Origin of the sequence: Pseudomonas kilonensis (genome assembly GCF_001269885.1) — a bacterium.
Classification (GTDB): domain Bacteria; phylum Pseudomonadota; class Gammaproteobacteria; order Pseudomonadales; family Pseudomonadaceae; genus Aquipseudomonas; species Aquipseudomonas kilonensis.
The window spans coordinates 156,595-171,937 of sequence record NZ_LHVH01000019.1; the positions used below are offsets into that span (position 1 = coordinate 156,595).

The following is a 15,343-nucleotide window of genomic DNA, read 5'->3' on the forward strand; positions in this document are numbered from 1 at the left end:
AGTTATTCCTCGTCCTTGATGGTGTTGCCGACAGGCGCATTGGCGAATTTGAACAGGTAGGAGTAATCGGATTTGTAGGGACTCTTGACCGGTGTCGCCATGGAGTGGCAGTTCATGCAACTGCTGTTGGGCTGGATGTAGCTTTCCATGGTCACGTTGGCCGAAAGGGCGGGGGTCGGCTGGCCCAGCGGGTTGCTGGGGTTGTCCGGCATCAGCGGGCGTTGGGTGGTGATGAGTTGGTAGTACTTCAATACGCTGCGTTGCAGGTCCGGGTCGCTGCGGTAACGGGCGTTGACCTCGTTGGTGATCTCGGCGATCGGCGTGAAGCGGTTCAACGGGTTCGGGGTCTGGAAGGTGGTGCCGGGTTTGGGCACGCAGACCAGGTGTGTGCCCTGGGTCTGCCAGTCGCAGGGCGACTGGTTGAGGGTGGCTGCCGGGGCGCTGGGGTTGAAGTAGGAATAGGCCGTGCCGGCTGCCGGCTGGTCGACCCATACACCGTTCACCATTGTTTTGGGCGCAACGTTGTCGATCTGCTCGAAGGTCGACCAGATCCACTGCGCATAGCCGTTCACCTTGGTGATGACGTGCAGGCCCACCAGGCCCAGGTAGGCCTCGGTGACGCCGGTGCGCTGGCCTTGGTCGTCGAACGTGGCCACGCGCGCGAGCATGGTCAGGTAGCGGCTGGCGTTGTCATTCGTGGTGAGGATGCGCCAGCTCGATTTGACCTCGATGACCCCATAGGGAAAGTTGATGTTGTTGGCTCTGGAAACCACATCGGCGTTATAGAACTGGTTGGCGACGATGTAGTTGTAGGAGGTCTCGTTGGCCGAGATGTCGTAGTAGGTCGGGTTACCGGCCTGGTCGATCAGCCAACCGCCGACGGCCTGGTCGACGGCATTCACCTGGGAGCTGTTCTTCAGCGCGGCGATGTTGATGATGCCCAGGCTCTTGGCAAGCTGTGGGGTGTTCCAGGGGCCTGGATCGGCCCCCAGTGGCAGGAAGGTTTCTTCCACGGTCTTGTAGGTCTGCCAGACGGTGTAGCCGGGGTCCCCCGGCTGTTTGCTGCAGTCGGGATCACCGCGTTGGCCCGCCTGGGCGGGCCAGTTCATGGCGATGAACAACTGCCAGCTGTATTGATCGAACAGATCCTGGCTGGCGTTGGCCGCCGGCGCGGTGCTGGGGGGTTGGCAATTCAGGTTGGTGGCCTGCGCCTGTCGCAAGGCGTGTTCCTGGGATTGCTCCAAGGCCAGGGCCGGAAGATTGGCCAAACCCAGTAGTACCAGGGTGAAACGGAGTGGAGTGTTCATGGCGATCCTTCGTCATTGGTCAGGGTTTGCGCTGCATGAGCTTGTTCCACTGCGCCTTTTGCCCGTTGCCCTGTGAAGCCGGTGGCTCGAACAGTTGGCACGGCGGTGGATTCGCCGGGCACATCGCGGCCACCTGCGCCCAGGTCTGGGCCGGGTCCGGTTTGGCGATGCGGAAGTTGGTGTAGTTCTGGCTGACGATAGGGGCATTGGCGACGCTGGTGTCACCGGAGAAAAAGAACGACTGGGGCGGCCGGTAGGGCGGTTGTCCCGACATCTTTTTGTAGAAGGCATAGCCGAACAGGATCGGCCCCTGCGGCGATTGTAGGTCCAGCGCGTAGGCCTGCACGCTGGCATCGAGGTTTTGGCTGCGCTCGGCGCTGTAGGGCAGGTGCTGGATGAAGTCTTGCCGCGGCGGATGATTCATCGGCGAAAACATGCAGCAGGCCGGCATGTCCTTGGGGCGATCCTGTGGGTAGGTCAGGAAGTAGGCCTTGTTGCCCAGGGACACGAAGGAGCAGGTGTAGTTGTTGTTCTTGATCGGGAAGATCGGCAGGCAGTACTTCTCATAGTGCTCCATCATCGCACCGAAACCGTCGCCATCGGCCGGGATATAGGCCGTGTCGTAGTAGCTGGTTCCTCGGGAGACGGTGTAGTCCGCCGGGGTCAGGGTGGAGGGCGGATTGCTGTAGGGCGGCGGGTTTTTTTCGTAGTTGTGCATCACCCGGTACATGGTCCAATCGCTGATCCAGAACGCCGGGAAAAACGGATCGGAAGGCTCGCCTGGGAGGCGTTTGGCGATGCAGTTGCCGTTCTGTTCGTTGCAGCCCTCGGTGTTGTGCACGCCCATGGTGAAGTACACGGCACCGCTGTCCTGGGCGAACAGAGGCGGGCTGAACAGCAGGATCAACAGCAATAACCGGTTCAAGATACTGGTTTTCATAGGTCATTCCTTTGAAAAGTACCGAGTGACACTGGGTGCGAGCCTGTGGGAGCAAAGCTTGCTCGCGATGAACGATAACGCGGTCATTCGAAAGACCGAGGTGCCTTCATCGCGAGCAAGCTCAGGTCCAACACAAGCTCAGAGGTTGTCGTAATCGCTCATCTTGAGTTGTTGTGGCGGATAGTTGCGCTTCACCAGTTTCTTGGCCCACAGCTCCAATACCGCGCGGCGGCTCTGGGACATGTCACGGGTGATAGGCATCGAGAGCGTGCTTTCCTCCTGGTAGGGCTTGCTGATCAGCACAATCAACTGGTCGATGGCGCCTTCGACGCGCGCCTGGGAGTTGAGCGGCATGTACTTGTTCATGATGGGGTACAGGTAATAGAAGGTCTGCAGGATGCGTGGGTAGAGGAAACCCTCCCACAGCTGCGTCGCGGCGTTCTGATCCTTGTAGACGGTGTTCCAGTAGTTGATGAAGTCCTGTTGCAGCTGCAGGTCCAAGGGCAGGACACGGAGCGGCGTGAGGAAGTCGATGTAGGCCTGGGGCAGGGGAAAGCTGAAGGGAATGACCGGATCGCTGTCGCCGTCCTTGACGAAAAAACGCAAGGTCGGGAAGCCCGGGGCGACAGCCCTGAAGCTCACCTGGGCGATGCCGTTGGCGTCGGTAGTGGTGGTGACATAAGAGTAATCCACCGGAGTGGCGTGGACGTCGTCGATCAGGGTTCCGGTGGCGTAGACGCCGGCATCGAATGCCAGGCAAGGGTGCAAGTCGATCGTGACCGGTTTGCCGTCGCCCTGCAGGAATTGCTGATAACCGATCGGGTCTCCACTGGGCAGATCCGTATTCTGCAGCGCGGTCAGTCGGCGGCCGCTGCCTTTGGCCAGATAGTTTTGTACGGGCGGTGCGTTATTGAAATTCGGCAGATTGGCCTTGTTCTGGTTGGGGTCGTCTGGGTGGTCGAAGAACAGCGTGAAATTGGCCGCGTTGCTGGAGGCCAGGTAGTAGTCGCTGGTGGTCACCATGTAGGGGTTGCCATATTCCGCCACCCACAGCGTGGTATTGGCCGCCGGCTGACCATTTTTCTGCACCATGATGGTCAGTGTCTTATGGTCACCCACGTCAATGAAACTGCCGCTCTCCACCACTTCGGCGGTCCAGGTTTGCTGGGTGGCGGCGATCACCGGTGTCGGGGCGGCCGTGGCCTTGAGTCGCAGCTCCAATGGATGACCGGACTGTAGTTTCGTCAGGTCGTCGCCGCTGAGGGGGAAGTCCTGCAGGCCGGAGCGTTTGTCGAAGGCTGCCTGGTTATACCGGTCGAAACCGAAGTCCACGACCGGCGTGAATTGATCACCCTCGCGTACACCCAGTTGATAGTCGCCGGCCTGGAACTTTTCGGCGGTCAGGATGGGAGCATTGGGCTCTACCGGATAGAACGGGAACGTGTTGGCCAGATCCAGCGACAGGGTGTTGCCGGTAATCTGCACCGAAGTCACGCCCAGTGTGGCGTTTTGGGGAGTCCCACTTGGTTGAACAACAGATACGGCCTGCGCGGGCACCAGGCGCCGGCCGGCAGGGGCGGTGGGGTATTCATCGGCGAACCAGAGGCCCAGGGTCGCGGCGGTGCGGCTGTAGGCGGGGTTGAAGAAAATGCCGGAGACGTTGTCCAGACCCTTCTGATACATCGCTTGCAGACGAGCCGTATCCGAGGGGGCATTGGAACGGGTGTTGACGTACGGGAAGTCGTTGAAAACACCGTTCCTGTCGTAGCAGGTCAGGTAGGTGGATAACCTGAACATCAGGCCTTTTGCCCCTTGCAGCTTCATCTGCTGCTGGAGGTTACTCAGCAGCGCCGAATCGCCGATGACCCATTCCAGGTTCTCCTGGGGAAAGCAGGACTGCCAGGTGGTGGTGACATACACCAGGCCATGGAAGGTGCTGGCCCAATTGAAATTCAGGAATCGATCCATCATCCGATGCTGGCGATTGAGGGTCAGGCCACACGTGGCATCCCCCAGCATCAGCTTGTCGAAATACAACGCGGTGAAGGTGTTCTGCCACGGACTGACGTCCACGAAACGCGCGGCGGTCGGGGCGTTGCTGCCAAAGGGATTGCCGAGCAATTGGTAGTCCCGGCCAACCAGCGCATCCTCGGTGATGTAGGTGTCGGCCTGCAGCTCGCCGCCAATGATCGTTGAACGAGTACCTTTGTAGCTCACCGTGCCGCAGGCATTGTCGCCAAACAGATCCCATTCGGCGGGCATGTACGGGTAGGTATCCGGGTTGGCATTGGTCGGTACCTGCAGCATATAGGCCGGCAGCTCTGCCATTGTCAGGGGCTTGATGGCCCAGGGCATCAACTGGGTGGGGGCGTTCGTGGCGTTGATGTCGAAGTGGCTCATGAACGGCCAGTTGATGTCCGCATTGACCGCGTCATACAGCGGATACACGTCGTTGTTGTTGGCCGTTGGTGGGTTCCAGAACATATGGCCGTTGAGGTAGATACGGGGGAAATTCAATACGCTCATGTCATGCTCCTTAGCGTTGCCACTGGGCGCGTTTCAGCGACCAGACAAAGTCCAGTTTTTTGTAGCCATCGAAGTCTGAGGCTGGCAGCGGGGCTGTCGGGTAAACAATGCCGCCCCCTTGGTTCAGGGCGAAATTGAAATAGCCGTCGTCGTTCGAGTAAGCGGCAGTGCTGTGGCAGGCCAGGCAGGACGAGGTGTTCTGGAACGCCGACTCCAGTTGCGAGTTGGCCAGTACCTGGGTGATGGGTTGGAACTCGACCCCGATCAATTCGTACTTCGACAGGTTCCGGTTATTGGCCTGGAAGCTGGCATTCACCGGCTTGGCGGCCGGAGTCGGCCCCGTGGTGTTGGTCATCGGCGCAGGCGGGGCAGCATTGGTGACGGTGTATTTACTGTTGTTGATGTTTTCGAAGGTGGTCCAGACCCAGTCGGCGTTCAGTTTGTTGACGACATGCAGACCGCTCAAAGCCACATAGCCGACCTGGTAAGTACCGTCGTCCTGCTGGTAGTAGGCCTGGGCAATGTAGTAGCCGTCGTTCACCAGGGTTTGTCGGTAGGTCGTGTCTGTGCCGATCCACAGCCATGCGGCTTTCAACTCCCAGGCGGTGGGGGGGAAGTTCAGGTCGTTGGCCAGGGCGGCCTGGCCATTCACGTTGTAGACCTGCTTCTGCACGATGTAATCGAACGTGTCCTTGCCCATCAGTAGCTGAAAGCGTACGGGGTTGCCCTGTTGGGTGTCGGGCACGGCACCGCCCATTTGCAGGATCAGGCCATCGACCTGCTGGGTGGCATTGATGTTATGGAAGGATCGGGCCAGGTCCATGCCTTGTGCCTTGGCTTGCGTCACCACCGCGGCCGGGAGCGGCGCGGAGCTGTCATAGGCGCCCGGTGGAGCGCCGTTGGGCAGGTAGACCTGGTCCGAGGGCTTCATCATCTCCCACACCAGATTGCTGCTTTGCGCGGTGCTGGGTTGGTTCAAGCAGACGAACCAGTTCCAGGCCATGGTCTCGGGACTCTGGGCAAACGCGGTCCGAGTCTGGTTGATGTCGGCTCCAAACTGCAGGAAGTTGCTGCAGTCGAAGTTGTTGGTGTTCTGTGCCTGGGCCAAACCGGCCAGGGCACTGAGAACGGTTATGGAAATGGCTCGCCGCATGGAAGCTCCTTGGCATTCGCCGTATCGGCATGAGGGCGCCCCTGGAAGTGTTCCAGGAGCAGTTGCTTCACCGCCGTGGCCGCAAGGTGCTGTGGCAACGACAGATCACAATTGGTGATGAGCAGCGGGCCGGTCTTCTCGCTCGCGGGCAGCCGGCCATGGCTGCCGCGGATCAGGCGGGTGTCCAGCGGAATCAGGTCCATGTAGTAGCGAAAGCCGAGCTTTTTCTGGAGCAGGCGGCGCGCCACTTTCAATTTCGGGAAGCGAATGGCCGGGTCGATGAACAGCTCGAGTGGGTCGTAGCCTGGCTTGCGATGGATGTCCACGGTGCGGGCAAAGTCGGGAGCCTTGCGCTCGTCGAACCAGTAGTAGTAATCGAACCAGTAACCGGCGGCGGCCACGGCCACCAGCTCGCCGCTGCGGGGATGATCCAGTTGCCAGGCCTGTTGTTCGGTTTTATCCAGCACCTGCTCGATGCCGGCCTGGCGTTGCAACAGCGCCTTGACGCGTGGGATGTCGCGCGCTTGCTTCACGTAGATGTGCGCGACCTGATGATCGGCCACGGCAAACGCTGCACTGGCACCGGGATCAAGCAATTCCCAGGTCAGCGATTGGCGTACCTGCAACAAGCCCTCGGCACGTAACAACCGGTTGATGGAAACGGATTGGGTGACGGCTTCGATCCCGTATTCGGACAGCAGCATCACCGCCGCGCCTTGCGCTTGGGCAAAGTCCAGCAGACGCCCGACTTCACTGTCGATGGCCCGTACCTCGTCGGCAATCGACGGGTGATCGGGGCCCAGGCGTTGCAGGCTGTAGTCGAGGTGGGGCAGGTAGATCAATTGCAGGTCGGGGCGGTTGAGCTGGAATTCGGCGATGGCACAATCGACGATCCAGCGGCTCGAGGCGATGCCGGCCGCCGGCCCCCAGAAACCTGGAAAGGGAAATTCGCCGATCTGTTGCTCGATACGCTCATGCAACGAGGCCGGCGTCGAATACAGGCCGAACATTTTCCGGCCATCAGCCGGATAATGCGGCCGTGGGGTAATGGCGGCGTCCACGTCGGCATACATGTTGTACCACCAGAACAACTGGCTGCAGCGAAACCCGGGGTACTGACGCTTGAGGGTCTGCCAGACCTTTTCCCCCTGGATCAGTGCGTTGGGTTGCAGCCAGAAACGCACTTCGGCCTGATCGCGAAAATACCAGCCGTTGCCGACGATGCCGTGTTCCGACGGTGGCTGTCCGGTAAGGATCGAAGCCTGTACGGTTGAGGTGACCGCCGGGAACACCGGTTGCAGCGTGGCCATCTTGGCCGTTTTCAACAGGGCATTGATGCAGGGCGTCGCGGCACCCAACAGCGCGGGCGTCAGGCCGACCACGTTGATCAGCAGCAGCGGCTGGCGCGCAGGATCAGAGCGCATGGGCATGGGCCTCCAGCGCTTGAGGTTGCAGCAAGCGGCGCTGCTGCAACTGATCCTCGACCCAATGCAACTCCGCCGCGATGCCCTGGAGCTGGGCGTGCTCGGTCGTGGGCCGCAACTGGCTGGGCAGGACGCCCCAGCTGTAGGTTTCCACTTCCAGCACGGGGCGGAAATCCCCATGGTCGGCCAAAAAGTCGAACGTCTGCGACAGGGCAAGCTGGCTGCCGCTGAGTTCGGGCAGCAGCAGGTGCTCGCTGAACAGCGGAATGTGGAAGTGAATCCTCAGTTCGGGATGAGAGGCGCGGTTCTGCTCACAATCATCCAGGGCCGCGGGGAGATCGGCCCAGGCCGATAACCGCTCCTGTCCATCGCGGGCTTTCACTTGATGCAAGTAGGTGGGCTCGGCAAAACCGCTCAATGTCTTGAGCACCTGTTCGCGCCGATGCTCGTTCTCAGGCAGGCGACAAATCAGCGCATTGGATAACTGGATCTTGCCGATGGGGACCTGGGCCTGACGCAATCGGTCCAGTGATTGATAGCAGTCTTCGAACATCACGGCCTGGTGGCAAACGTCAAAGCACAGCGCCAGGTGTTCATGGTGCGGGTCCGTGGCTTGCCAGTGGCGGAAGAAGGCGATGGCCTGGTCGGTGTTTTCCAGCACGCAATCGGGCTCCATCTCCAGGCAGACCACGATCTTCTTGCCCGTCTCCCGTTGCAGCCGGGCCAGCCCGGCGGTGAGCTCGCGCAGTTGCTGCTCGGCACGTTGTTGTAGCGTCGGGCTCCAGTGGGCGGCATAGCCCAGCGGCAGGCTGGAGATCACCCCCTGGGCACAGTCCGCTGGCAGGGCCTGGGCGAGAAATCGAGCCAGGTCCAGGCTGTACGCCAGCCGCTGCGGATCGGCCCAGCTGGGCAGGTAGACGTCGGCTTTCACCGCGCCCTGGTGAAATTGGCCGTAGGGAAACCCATTGAGTGAGGTCAGGCGTAGTCCGCTGCGTTGCAGCAGGTCGAGGAAATCCGCACGGGTCGGCGCTTGTTGGAGTTCGGTGGCGGCGAGGGCGCTGATCCACAATCCACTGTCCTGCGTGTCGAGCCCGCGCAGTGTGCGTACGGTCTGGAAATGCCGTTCGATGGACGCGCGCAGCCCGCCCAGGTCATGGGTCGGGTGCACGTTGCTGCAATAGCCGATCTGCGTGGCCGTCCAACCCGTGCGGGCACTCATTTGATCACCGGTTCCTGGCCGCGCAGGGCGGAGTTGTCCTGCCACTGCCGTCGCTGATCGATGGGCAGGGGCGTGCTGACCAGGGCTTTGTCCAACTGGCCGCTCTGGGCAAAAAAGTCCACCGGATTGTGGAACAGCACTTGTTCGACCTGGGCTTCACTGAAACCTGCGGCCAACATTGCCTGACCGGTCTTGGGCACCTTGAGCGGGTCGCTGATGCCCCAGTCGGCGGCGCTGTTGACCACCATTTTTTCCGTGCCGTACTGCTGGAGCAGCGCGACCATGCGCTGTTCCGACATCTTGGTGTTGGGGTAGATGGAGTGGCCGCGCCAGCAGTCGCTGTCCAGCACCAGGGGCAGGGTCAGTTCGTTGAGGTGGTCAATGATCACCATATGTTCGGCGATGCCAACCTCGCGGATGACGGCGAGCGTGCGTTTGGTGCCACCAATCTTGTCGCGGTGCGGGGTGTGCACCAGCACCGGCAGATTGAATTGCTTGGCCAGCTCCAATTGCGCGGCGAGAAAGCGATCCTCTTCCGGGGTGATGTCGTCGTAGCCGATTTCACCCACCGCCACCACGCCGTCTTTCACCAGGTAGCGCGGCAGAATCTCCAGCACCTCGTTGGCCACCGACAGATCATTGGCCTCCTTGGGGTTCAGGCCAATGGTGCAGAAGTGATGGATGCCAAACATGCTGGCGCGAAAACGCTCCCAGCCCAACAACGTGTCGAAGTAGTCGATGAAGCTGCCAACGCTGGTCCTGGCCTGGCCCTGCCAGAAGGCCGGCTCGATCACCCCGGTGATGCCGGCGGCCGCCATGTTCTGGTAATCGTCAGTGGTGCGGCTGACCATGTGGATATGCGGGTCAAAGTACTTGAGCATGGTGAATCCTCGTCAAAAAAAGCGGGGGACGGTGGCGCATCAGTTCGGCGAAACGCCGCCCAGGTGCTCGTGCCATTGCGCCGGCAAGCGTCGTTGCTGGCCCAGGCCGGCCAGGCGCTGACGTTGCGCCGGGCTCAGCAAGGCGAAGGCAATGACGTGGGGCAGTCCGGCGGACACCGTTCGTTCGGCGGCGAGTTGTTCGTCCAGCAGGTCGAGGGCCAACTGGTTGAGGGTGACGCTGTGTCGTTGCGTCAGGCCGATCAGGCGTCGTACATCGAGGCCCATGCCCAGCGCTTTCAACACCAGTTGGTTGAAGGCCTGTTCGTTGTAGTGATGCGACGGGTAGGCGGTGTCCAGGGCGAGGGCGGCGAACACCTGGCTGTTGCTGGTGCGCCCGGCCTGGCGTGCAAGCTCCACGCACGCCCCGCGGCTATCGAGCCAATCGAGGGCCTTCAAGGTGGCGACCTTTTCCTGGTCGTCGCCCCACAGGAACAATTGGTGCAGCAGCGGGACTTGCTCGACGGCGGGATGTTGTTCCAGCACCTGGGCCAGCAGCAACGCTCGCGCCATTTGGACGTTACTCCAGCCGATGATATCGGGCAGTGCTCGCTCCTTGAGGTGGCGCTTGCACTGGCTGCTCAAGAGCGCCGAGGTATTGGCGTCCGGGTGTTGGGCAAGGTGCTCCTGTGCCTGACGCCACCATTGCCGCTCGGTTTCTTCGAGCTGACGAATGAAATTTTGCCGTTGTTCGTTCAGGCAGTCGTGGCGCATGTCGAGGGCCGCCGATGCCGGTGCAGTAACGTCCGTGTTCATGTGGGCTTGATCCAGCGTTGGAAATGAGGAAGCAGGAAAAACACCAGGACACATAACAGGCTGCCCAAGGGCTGGTTAGCCACGGCCAGCACCAGGGCATCGAACAGCGGCAGGGCTGCCAGGCCAGCGCCGATAAAGGCGCGGACCTGCCGTTGCCGAGGGTTGGCCAGGTTGTGCCAGTAATGCCAGCCCAGCCAGCCAAGCCATAACAGCAGCACCGGCCAAAACCAGGCGCTGCCTGCATAGATCGCCAAGGCCAGTGGGCTCAGCATCAGGAGCAGGGGGAGGCGGCTGATCAGTTGGTTGCGGTGTTCCTGGCGGGCCAGGTAGGTCAGGCCGCTGATGTAGACACCGAGCAAAATGGCGCAGAGCCAGATCGGTCCCGGTGGCAGCGCCAGACTGGCCGCTGCGGTGAGGTAGAGCGCCGAGCGGCAGGCCCCCATCAGCCAGACGCTGTGGGCGTATTTCTTGTGCAGCAGGTTGTAACCGAGAATGCAGCCCACCAACAGGGTGGCGCTGCCCAGCAGCCAGTGCGGCTGCTCGATCAACTGGCTCAGGCCCAGCAGCGAGGCCGCGGCCAGCACCAGCAACAACGTAGTGGCCAGCCGCACGTGCTGGCGGCTGACCAGGCCCAGGGTGATGGGGCGGGGGTTGTGGTGTTGTTGGTCCCAGTCGGCGTCCAACAGGTCGTTCAACAACATGCCGGCCAGGTACAGCAGCGACAGTGCCGCCAGCAGCAGGAGCCACACCAGGGAAGACGGCGGCGCCAGGGCCCCGGCGCTGCTGGCGAGCAGGGCGGCGGCCAAGGTGTTGGTCCACACCGTGGGCAGGTTGGACACACGGCCGAGGGTCAGCCAGGTCTTGAGGTTCGGCGCCGTCTGGTTCATTGCGCACAGCGCTCGTTCAGGGTCAGCGCAAGCTCGACCTGGGTGGACAGCCGCTGCAACGCCTGCTCCATTCGCGCGGTATCGATTTCATGCAAGTCCACCGACTCGCCGATCCGGCTGAGCATGGGGATGGAGAGTTGCCCACCCAGATGCTGGCGGAACTCCTCCAGCCCCAGCAAAACCTGCGAGCGCCCCAATGGATCTTTCAAGGTCAGTTCTGGCGGGTTCAGGCAGAAGCCGAGCTTGAGCAGCAGGTTCAGCACCCGTTCGGTGTCACTGTCGCTCAACAACCCCAGGGCATTGGCATAAAGCCCATCCAGGGCCATGCCCACCGCGACGGCTTCACCATGGCGCAGTCGGTGCTGACTGAGATTTTCCAGTTTGTGAGCGGCCCAGTGGCCGTAGTCCAAGGGCCGCCCGTTACCGCGTTCGAACGGGTCGCCGGCACCGGTGATGTGCGCCAGGTGCAATTCGGCGCAGCGGCGGATCGCATAGCGGCTGGCCCCATGTTCGAAATGGGCGAGGGCGTCGGCCTGTTGCTCCATCCACTGGAAGAACGCCTGGTCCTTGATCAGCGCGACCTTGACCGCCTCGGCCAGCCCGGCGATCTGGTCGCGTCGGGTCAGGCTGGTCAGCAATTGAAAGTCATTGATGACTGCGGTGGCGGGATAGAAGGCGCCGAGCAGGTTCTTCTGGCCGAAGGCGTTGATGCCGTTTTTCACACCGATGCCGGCGTCGTTCTGGGCGAGCACGGTGCTGGGGATGCGAATCAGGCGAATGCCGCGGTGGAAGGTGGCGCAGGCGTAGCCCACCGCATCCAGCACCGCGCCGCCACCGATGGCCAGCACATGGCAATGCCGGTCCAGGCCATGTTTCAGCATGTCGGTGTACAGCCGCTGCAACACCTGCGAATCCTTGCTCGACTCGCCGGCCGGGACCGCGATCGGCGGCGCCTGCAGGTGCAGGTCTGGAAAATGGCTGGCGAAGTAGGCGTTGATCTGTTCCAGCAGGTGCGGGGCGCTGTGCAGCAGTTGTTCATCGGCAAATATCAACACCGTGACCGGGCCCCTGTGGCCGGCCATGAGCTGGCGGTGCAGGCAGGGATTGAGCGGATCGAATACATGATCGGTGAACACCACCGGGTAGTCGTAGCTGACCTTGAAGCGCCCGTGCAACGGTTGCTCCGCGTCGCTGCGGCGAAGGCTTTTGAACAGGCTGTAACCGGCAATGAACAGCCCGGGCAATACCATGCTGGCGAGCAGGGTCACCAACAGCGCGTTCTGCTCGACGAGAAAGGTGCCGATGGCGCTGTAGGCCAATGCCAGGCCAGCATTGGCCAGGGTGGTGACCAGGATGAAGGCGCGCAGTGGGTAGCGTTGCATCCCGGCGGCGACGACCGAGGTTTCCGCCAATACCGGGACCCCGCGCAGGCAGATCAACGACAGTGTGCCCAACCGGTACGCCAGTTGCCCCGGCTGGCGCTGATGCAGGCCGAGGCGGCCGGACAATAAGCGCAAATAGCCGGCTCCCAGGGCATAGCCCAGCCCGGCGCCCAGGCACAGGCCCACGAAAATCGCCAGGTAACCCCCCACGCTGCCGAGCATGGCCACGGCCAGCAGCGCGACCATGCTCGATGGCACCGGCAGCGCCACGTCCAGCGCCAGCAGGGCGATCAGCAACAACGCCAGGTAGAGTTTCTGCGCGGGCGTCGAGGGCTGGTACAGGTTGAGATGGGTCAGGAAGTCCTGGATCTGTTGTTCGAACAACAGGAAGCTGGCGATCACCAGGGCTGAAAAGCAAACCAATGACAGCCAGAAATGTCCGGCTGCTCCTTTTTGCGAGAGCAAACGATACCCACGGCCATGCTTCATCAAGCATCCCTCTTGTGGTTATTGACTGATTCCGTGTCAGTAATTGAAAGCAACGCCAAGTGTGTGTTTTAGGCCAATAGACGCTCTCGCCCGAGGGGCTGTTATGGGTGGTGTGTGATGTGGTCGGAGACAGGTTTGAATCTAGACGGCCAGTGTGTTTTTGCAAGGCGATCTGATGGCAATTTGATTTTGGGGCGCCACTTCGGACCTCAGATGACTCGCATCTGCCGCTTGTCCCGTTCGTTCAGGGCCTCGAATACCCACGCAACTGCGCCGGGCTGACGCCAAGGCGTTGCTTGAACAGCGTGGTCATGTGCGCCTGGGAGTTGAAGCCGCAGGTGTGCGCGATGTCGGTCAGGCGGGCGGTTGAATCACACATCAGCGCCCGTGCCTTGGCCAGGCGCCGATCGATCAGGTAGCTGTGTGGGCTTTTGCCGGTCGCCTGTTTGAATGCCCGCATGAAATACCCTTCGGACAAGCCAAGCAGGCCGGCCATTTCCTTGACCCCCAGCGGACCGTCGAGACCGGCGTCGATGAACTCGTCGAGCAGGCGCATTCGTCCGCCGGTGATGGACCCTTGTACGGAGGCCGAAAACGTCTTGTGCGCCTTCACCCGTTCAGCCAATCCGAGCGTCCAGGCTTCCCAGTCATCGTCTGCGGTGGCACGCAGCAATGCGCTGCGCATCCTCAGGGCGAGGGGGGTGGCCTGCGGATCCATCCGGTTGTTGAACGCCTGTTCCCCCGGCAACGCCATACCGTCGGTGCGCACGACCCGCAGGTATTCACCGCCCCTGGGGGATTCGGAGAACACGTCGCATTCGGCGGGGACGAAAGCCAGGCCGTTGGGGATCGCTTCGAAGGGTTGCACGCGGTCGCTGCCGATGGCGTGCAGGCCGCGCTGGCTGTCGAAGGCGAAGCCGATCGCCGACTGGGTCGCGACATAGCGGGTGGCGTAGGCGCAGCCGGGCAGCAATTCGATCGCCCAAGGCCCTGCCTCGATGCGACGGACCGGTTCGGACTGGGGCGGCTGTTGGCGGTTTCGAGGGTTCATGAACAGCATAGTAGTGAAGAGAGGGTCAGAAAGTCAGGTCAGTTTTCTGAAAGCCCGCCGGTGGAGCCCTGATTAGACTGGGCAAAACCCGGAGGCCCATCATGCACACACTGACACGCGACGATATTGAACAAGCTGCCCGCCACTTATACGAAGTCATGCCCGCCACCGCCCAGTACGCCTGGCCCTTGTTGGCTGAACGGCTGGGTTGCACGGTGTGGGTCAAGCACGAGAATCACACCCCGACGGGGGCCTTCAAGGTACGCGGCGGCCTGACCTTCGTGCGCTGGCTCAAGCGCGAGCACCCAGAGGCAAAAGGCATCGTCACGGCGACTCGCGGCAACCACGGCCAGAGCCTGGCGCTGGCGGCCAGCGCATTGGGTTTGAAAGCGTTGATCGTCGTGCCGCAAGGTAACTCGGTGGAGAAGAACAACGCCATGCGCGGTTTTGGCGGTGAGGTGGTCGAGTATGGCCGCGATTTCGATGAGGCCCGTGAAGAGGCCGCGCGCCTGGCCCAAGCGCATGGCCTCTATCTGGTGCCGCCGTTCCATCCCGAGTTGGTCAAGGGCGTGGCGACCTATGGCCTTGAGCTGTTCAACGCGGTGCCGGACCTGGACACCGTCTATGTGCCGATAGGCTGTGGCTCGGGGATCTGCGCGGTCATCGCCGCCCGCGATGCCTTGGGCCTGAAGACCCACGTGGTGGGCGTGGTGTCCACCGAGGCCGTTGCGGCGAAGTTGTCGTTTGAAACGGGCAGGCTATGCGAGACCGCTTCGGCGAATACCTTTGCCGACGGCTTGGCCGTGCGCAAACCCATTCCCGAGGCCTTTGCCATCTACGGGGCCGGGGCGGCGCGAATCGTAGCGGTCAGCGACGCTGAAATTGCCGGGGCCATGCGGGCGTATTACACCGACACCCACAACCTCGCCGAAGGTGCCGGCGCTGCCACCTTGGCAGCGCTGATGCAGGAGCGTGAAACGATGCGGGGGAAAAGGGTGGCGGTGATTTTGTCCGGTGGGAATATCGACCGGCCGGTGTACGCGAATCTGATTGGCTGAATCCAGGCTTGCCGCTGTGGCAGGCGTTTCCACGCGACAAGTTTAGATCGATTATTTCTTACGGTTATTTATATAGGTTTGGATGGCATATCCATGACCGGAGAATCGAAGCGGTCGTAGGGGAAATATCTGCAATGGAAGCGCAGGGCATGCAGCAGCAGACGACTCTGCGCGCGTCACTCCGGTAAGCCTGCTTGAACGTTCATTCCTGCT

12 protein-coding genes are annotated in these 15,343 nt (G+C 61.6%); 1 reads left to right on the forward strand and 11 read right to left on the reverse strand.

The genetic code is table 11. From position 1 onward, the window contains the following. Positions 1 to 2: 2 nt before the first annotated feature. The 11 genes from AD662_RS13100 to AD662_RS13150 all read right to left on the reverse strand — a co-directional run bounded on the left by AD662_RS13100 (position 3) and on the right by AD662_RS13150 (position 14,081). Complete coding sequence (locus AD662_RS13100) at positions 3 to 1,307, reverse strand: hypothetical protein (protein ID WP_053187785.1); 1,305 nt, start codon at positions 1,305 to 1,307, stop codon at positions 3 to 5. 19 nt (positions 1,308 to 1,326) lie between these two features. After that, the gene (locus tag AD662_RS13105) at positions 1,327 to 2,247 is read right to left on the reverse strand and encodes a hypothetical protein (protein ID WP_053187788.1); all 921 of its coding nucleotides are present in this window, start codon (positions 2,245 to 2,247) and stop codon (positions 1,327 to 1,329) included. A 138-nt stretch (positions 2,248 to 2,385) separates the two neighbouring features. Continuing rightward, positions 2,386 to 4,773: a hypothetical protein gene (locus AD662_RS13110; RefSeq protein ID WP_053187791.1), complete on the reverse strand. Its 2,388-nt coding sequence runs from the start codon at positions 4,771 to 4,773 to the stop codon at positions 2,386 to 2,388. A 10-nt stretch (positions 4,774 to 4,783) separates the two neighbouring features. After that, complete coding sequence (locus tag AD662_RS13115) at positions 4,784 to 5,926, reverse strand: hypothetical protein (protein ID WP_053187794.1); 1,143 nt, start codon at positions 5,924 to 5,926, stop codon at positions 4,784 to 4,786. Continuing rightward, positions 5,905 to 7,350, reverse strand: a complete 1,446-nt coding sequence (locus tag AD662_RS13120; protein WP_053187796.1) for an alkaline phosphatase family protein — start codon at positions 7,348 to 7,350, stop codon at positions 5,905 to 5,907. Before AD662_RS13120 ends, AD662_RS13115 begins: the two co-directional genes overlap by 22 nt. After that, entirely contained in the window at positions 7,340 to 8,569 is a 1,230-nt protein-coding gene (gene eboE, locus AD662_RS13125) for a metabolite traffic protein EboE (protein ID WP_053187799.1), read from the reverse strand. Before eboE ends, AD662_RS13120 begins: the two co-directional genes overlap by 11 nt. After that, positions 8,566 to 9,450 carry a TatD family hydrolase gene (locus AD662_RS13130; RefSeq protein WP_024616373.1) on the reverse strand — a complete coding sequence of 295 codons (885 nt, stop codon included), beginning with the start codon at positions 9,448 to 9,450 and terminating at the stop codon, positions 8,566 to 8,568. The genes eboE and AD662_RS13130 overlap by 4 nt, the downstream gene beginning before the upstream one ends. Before the next feature lie 39 nt (positions 9,451 to 9,489). Next, the gene (locus AD662_RS13135; protein ID WP_053187803.1) at positions 9,490 to 10,263 is read right to left on the reverse strand and encodes an EboA domain-containing protein; all 774 of its coding nucleotides are present in this window, start codon (positions 10,261 to 10,263) and stop codon (positions 9,490 to 9,492) included. Beyond that, positions 10,260 to 11,150, reverse strand: coding sequence for a UbiA family prenyltransferase (locus tag AD662_RS13140; protein ID WP_053187806.1), 891 nt, complete (start codon positions 11,148 to 11,150; stop codon positions 10,260 to 10,262). Before AD662_RS13140 ends, AD662_RS13135 begins: the two co-directional genes overlap by 4 nt. Continuing rightward, the gene (locus AD662_RS13145; RefSeq protein WP_053187809.1) at positions 11,147 to 13,021 is read right to left on the reverse strand and encodes a 3-dehydroquinate synthase; all 1,875 of its coding nucleotides are present in this window, start codon (positions 13,019 to 13,021) and stop codon (positions 11,147 to 11,149) included. Before AD662_RS13145 ends, AD662_RS13140 begins: the two co-directional genes overlap by 4 nt. 244 nt (positions 13,022 to 13,265) lie before the next feature. Then, positions 13,266 to 14,081 carry a helix-turn-helix transcriptional regulator gene (locus AD662_RS13150; protein WP_053187813.1) on the reverse strand — a complete coding sequence of 272 codons (816 nt, stop codon included), beginning with the start codon at positions 14,079 to 14,081 and terminating at the stop codon, positions 13,266 to 13,268. A 92-nt stretch (positions 14,082 to 14,173) separates the two neighbouring features. Here AD662_RS13150 and AD662_RS13155 point away from each other — a divergent pair, with 92 nt between their 5' ends. Continuing rightward, positions 14,174 to 15,130, forward strand: coding sequence for a threonine dehydratase (locus AD662_RS13155; protein ID WP_053187816.1), 957 nt, complete (start codon positions 14,174 to 14,176; stop codon positions 15,128 to 15,130). Positions 15,131 to 15,343 lie beyond the last annotated feature (213 nt).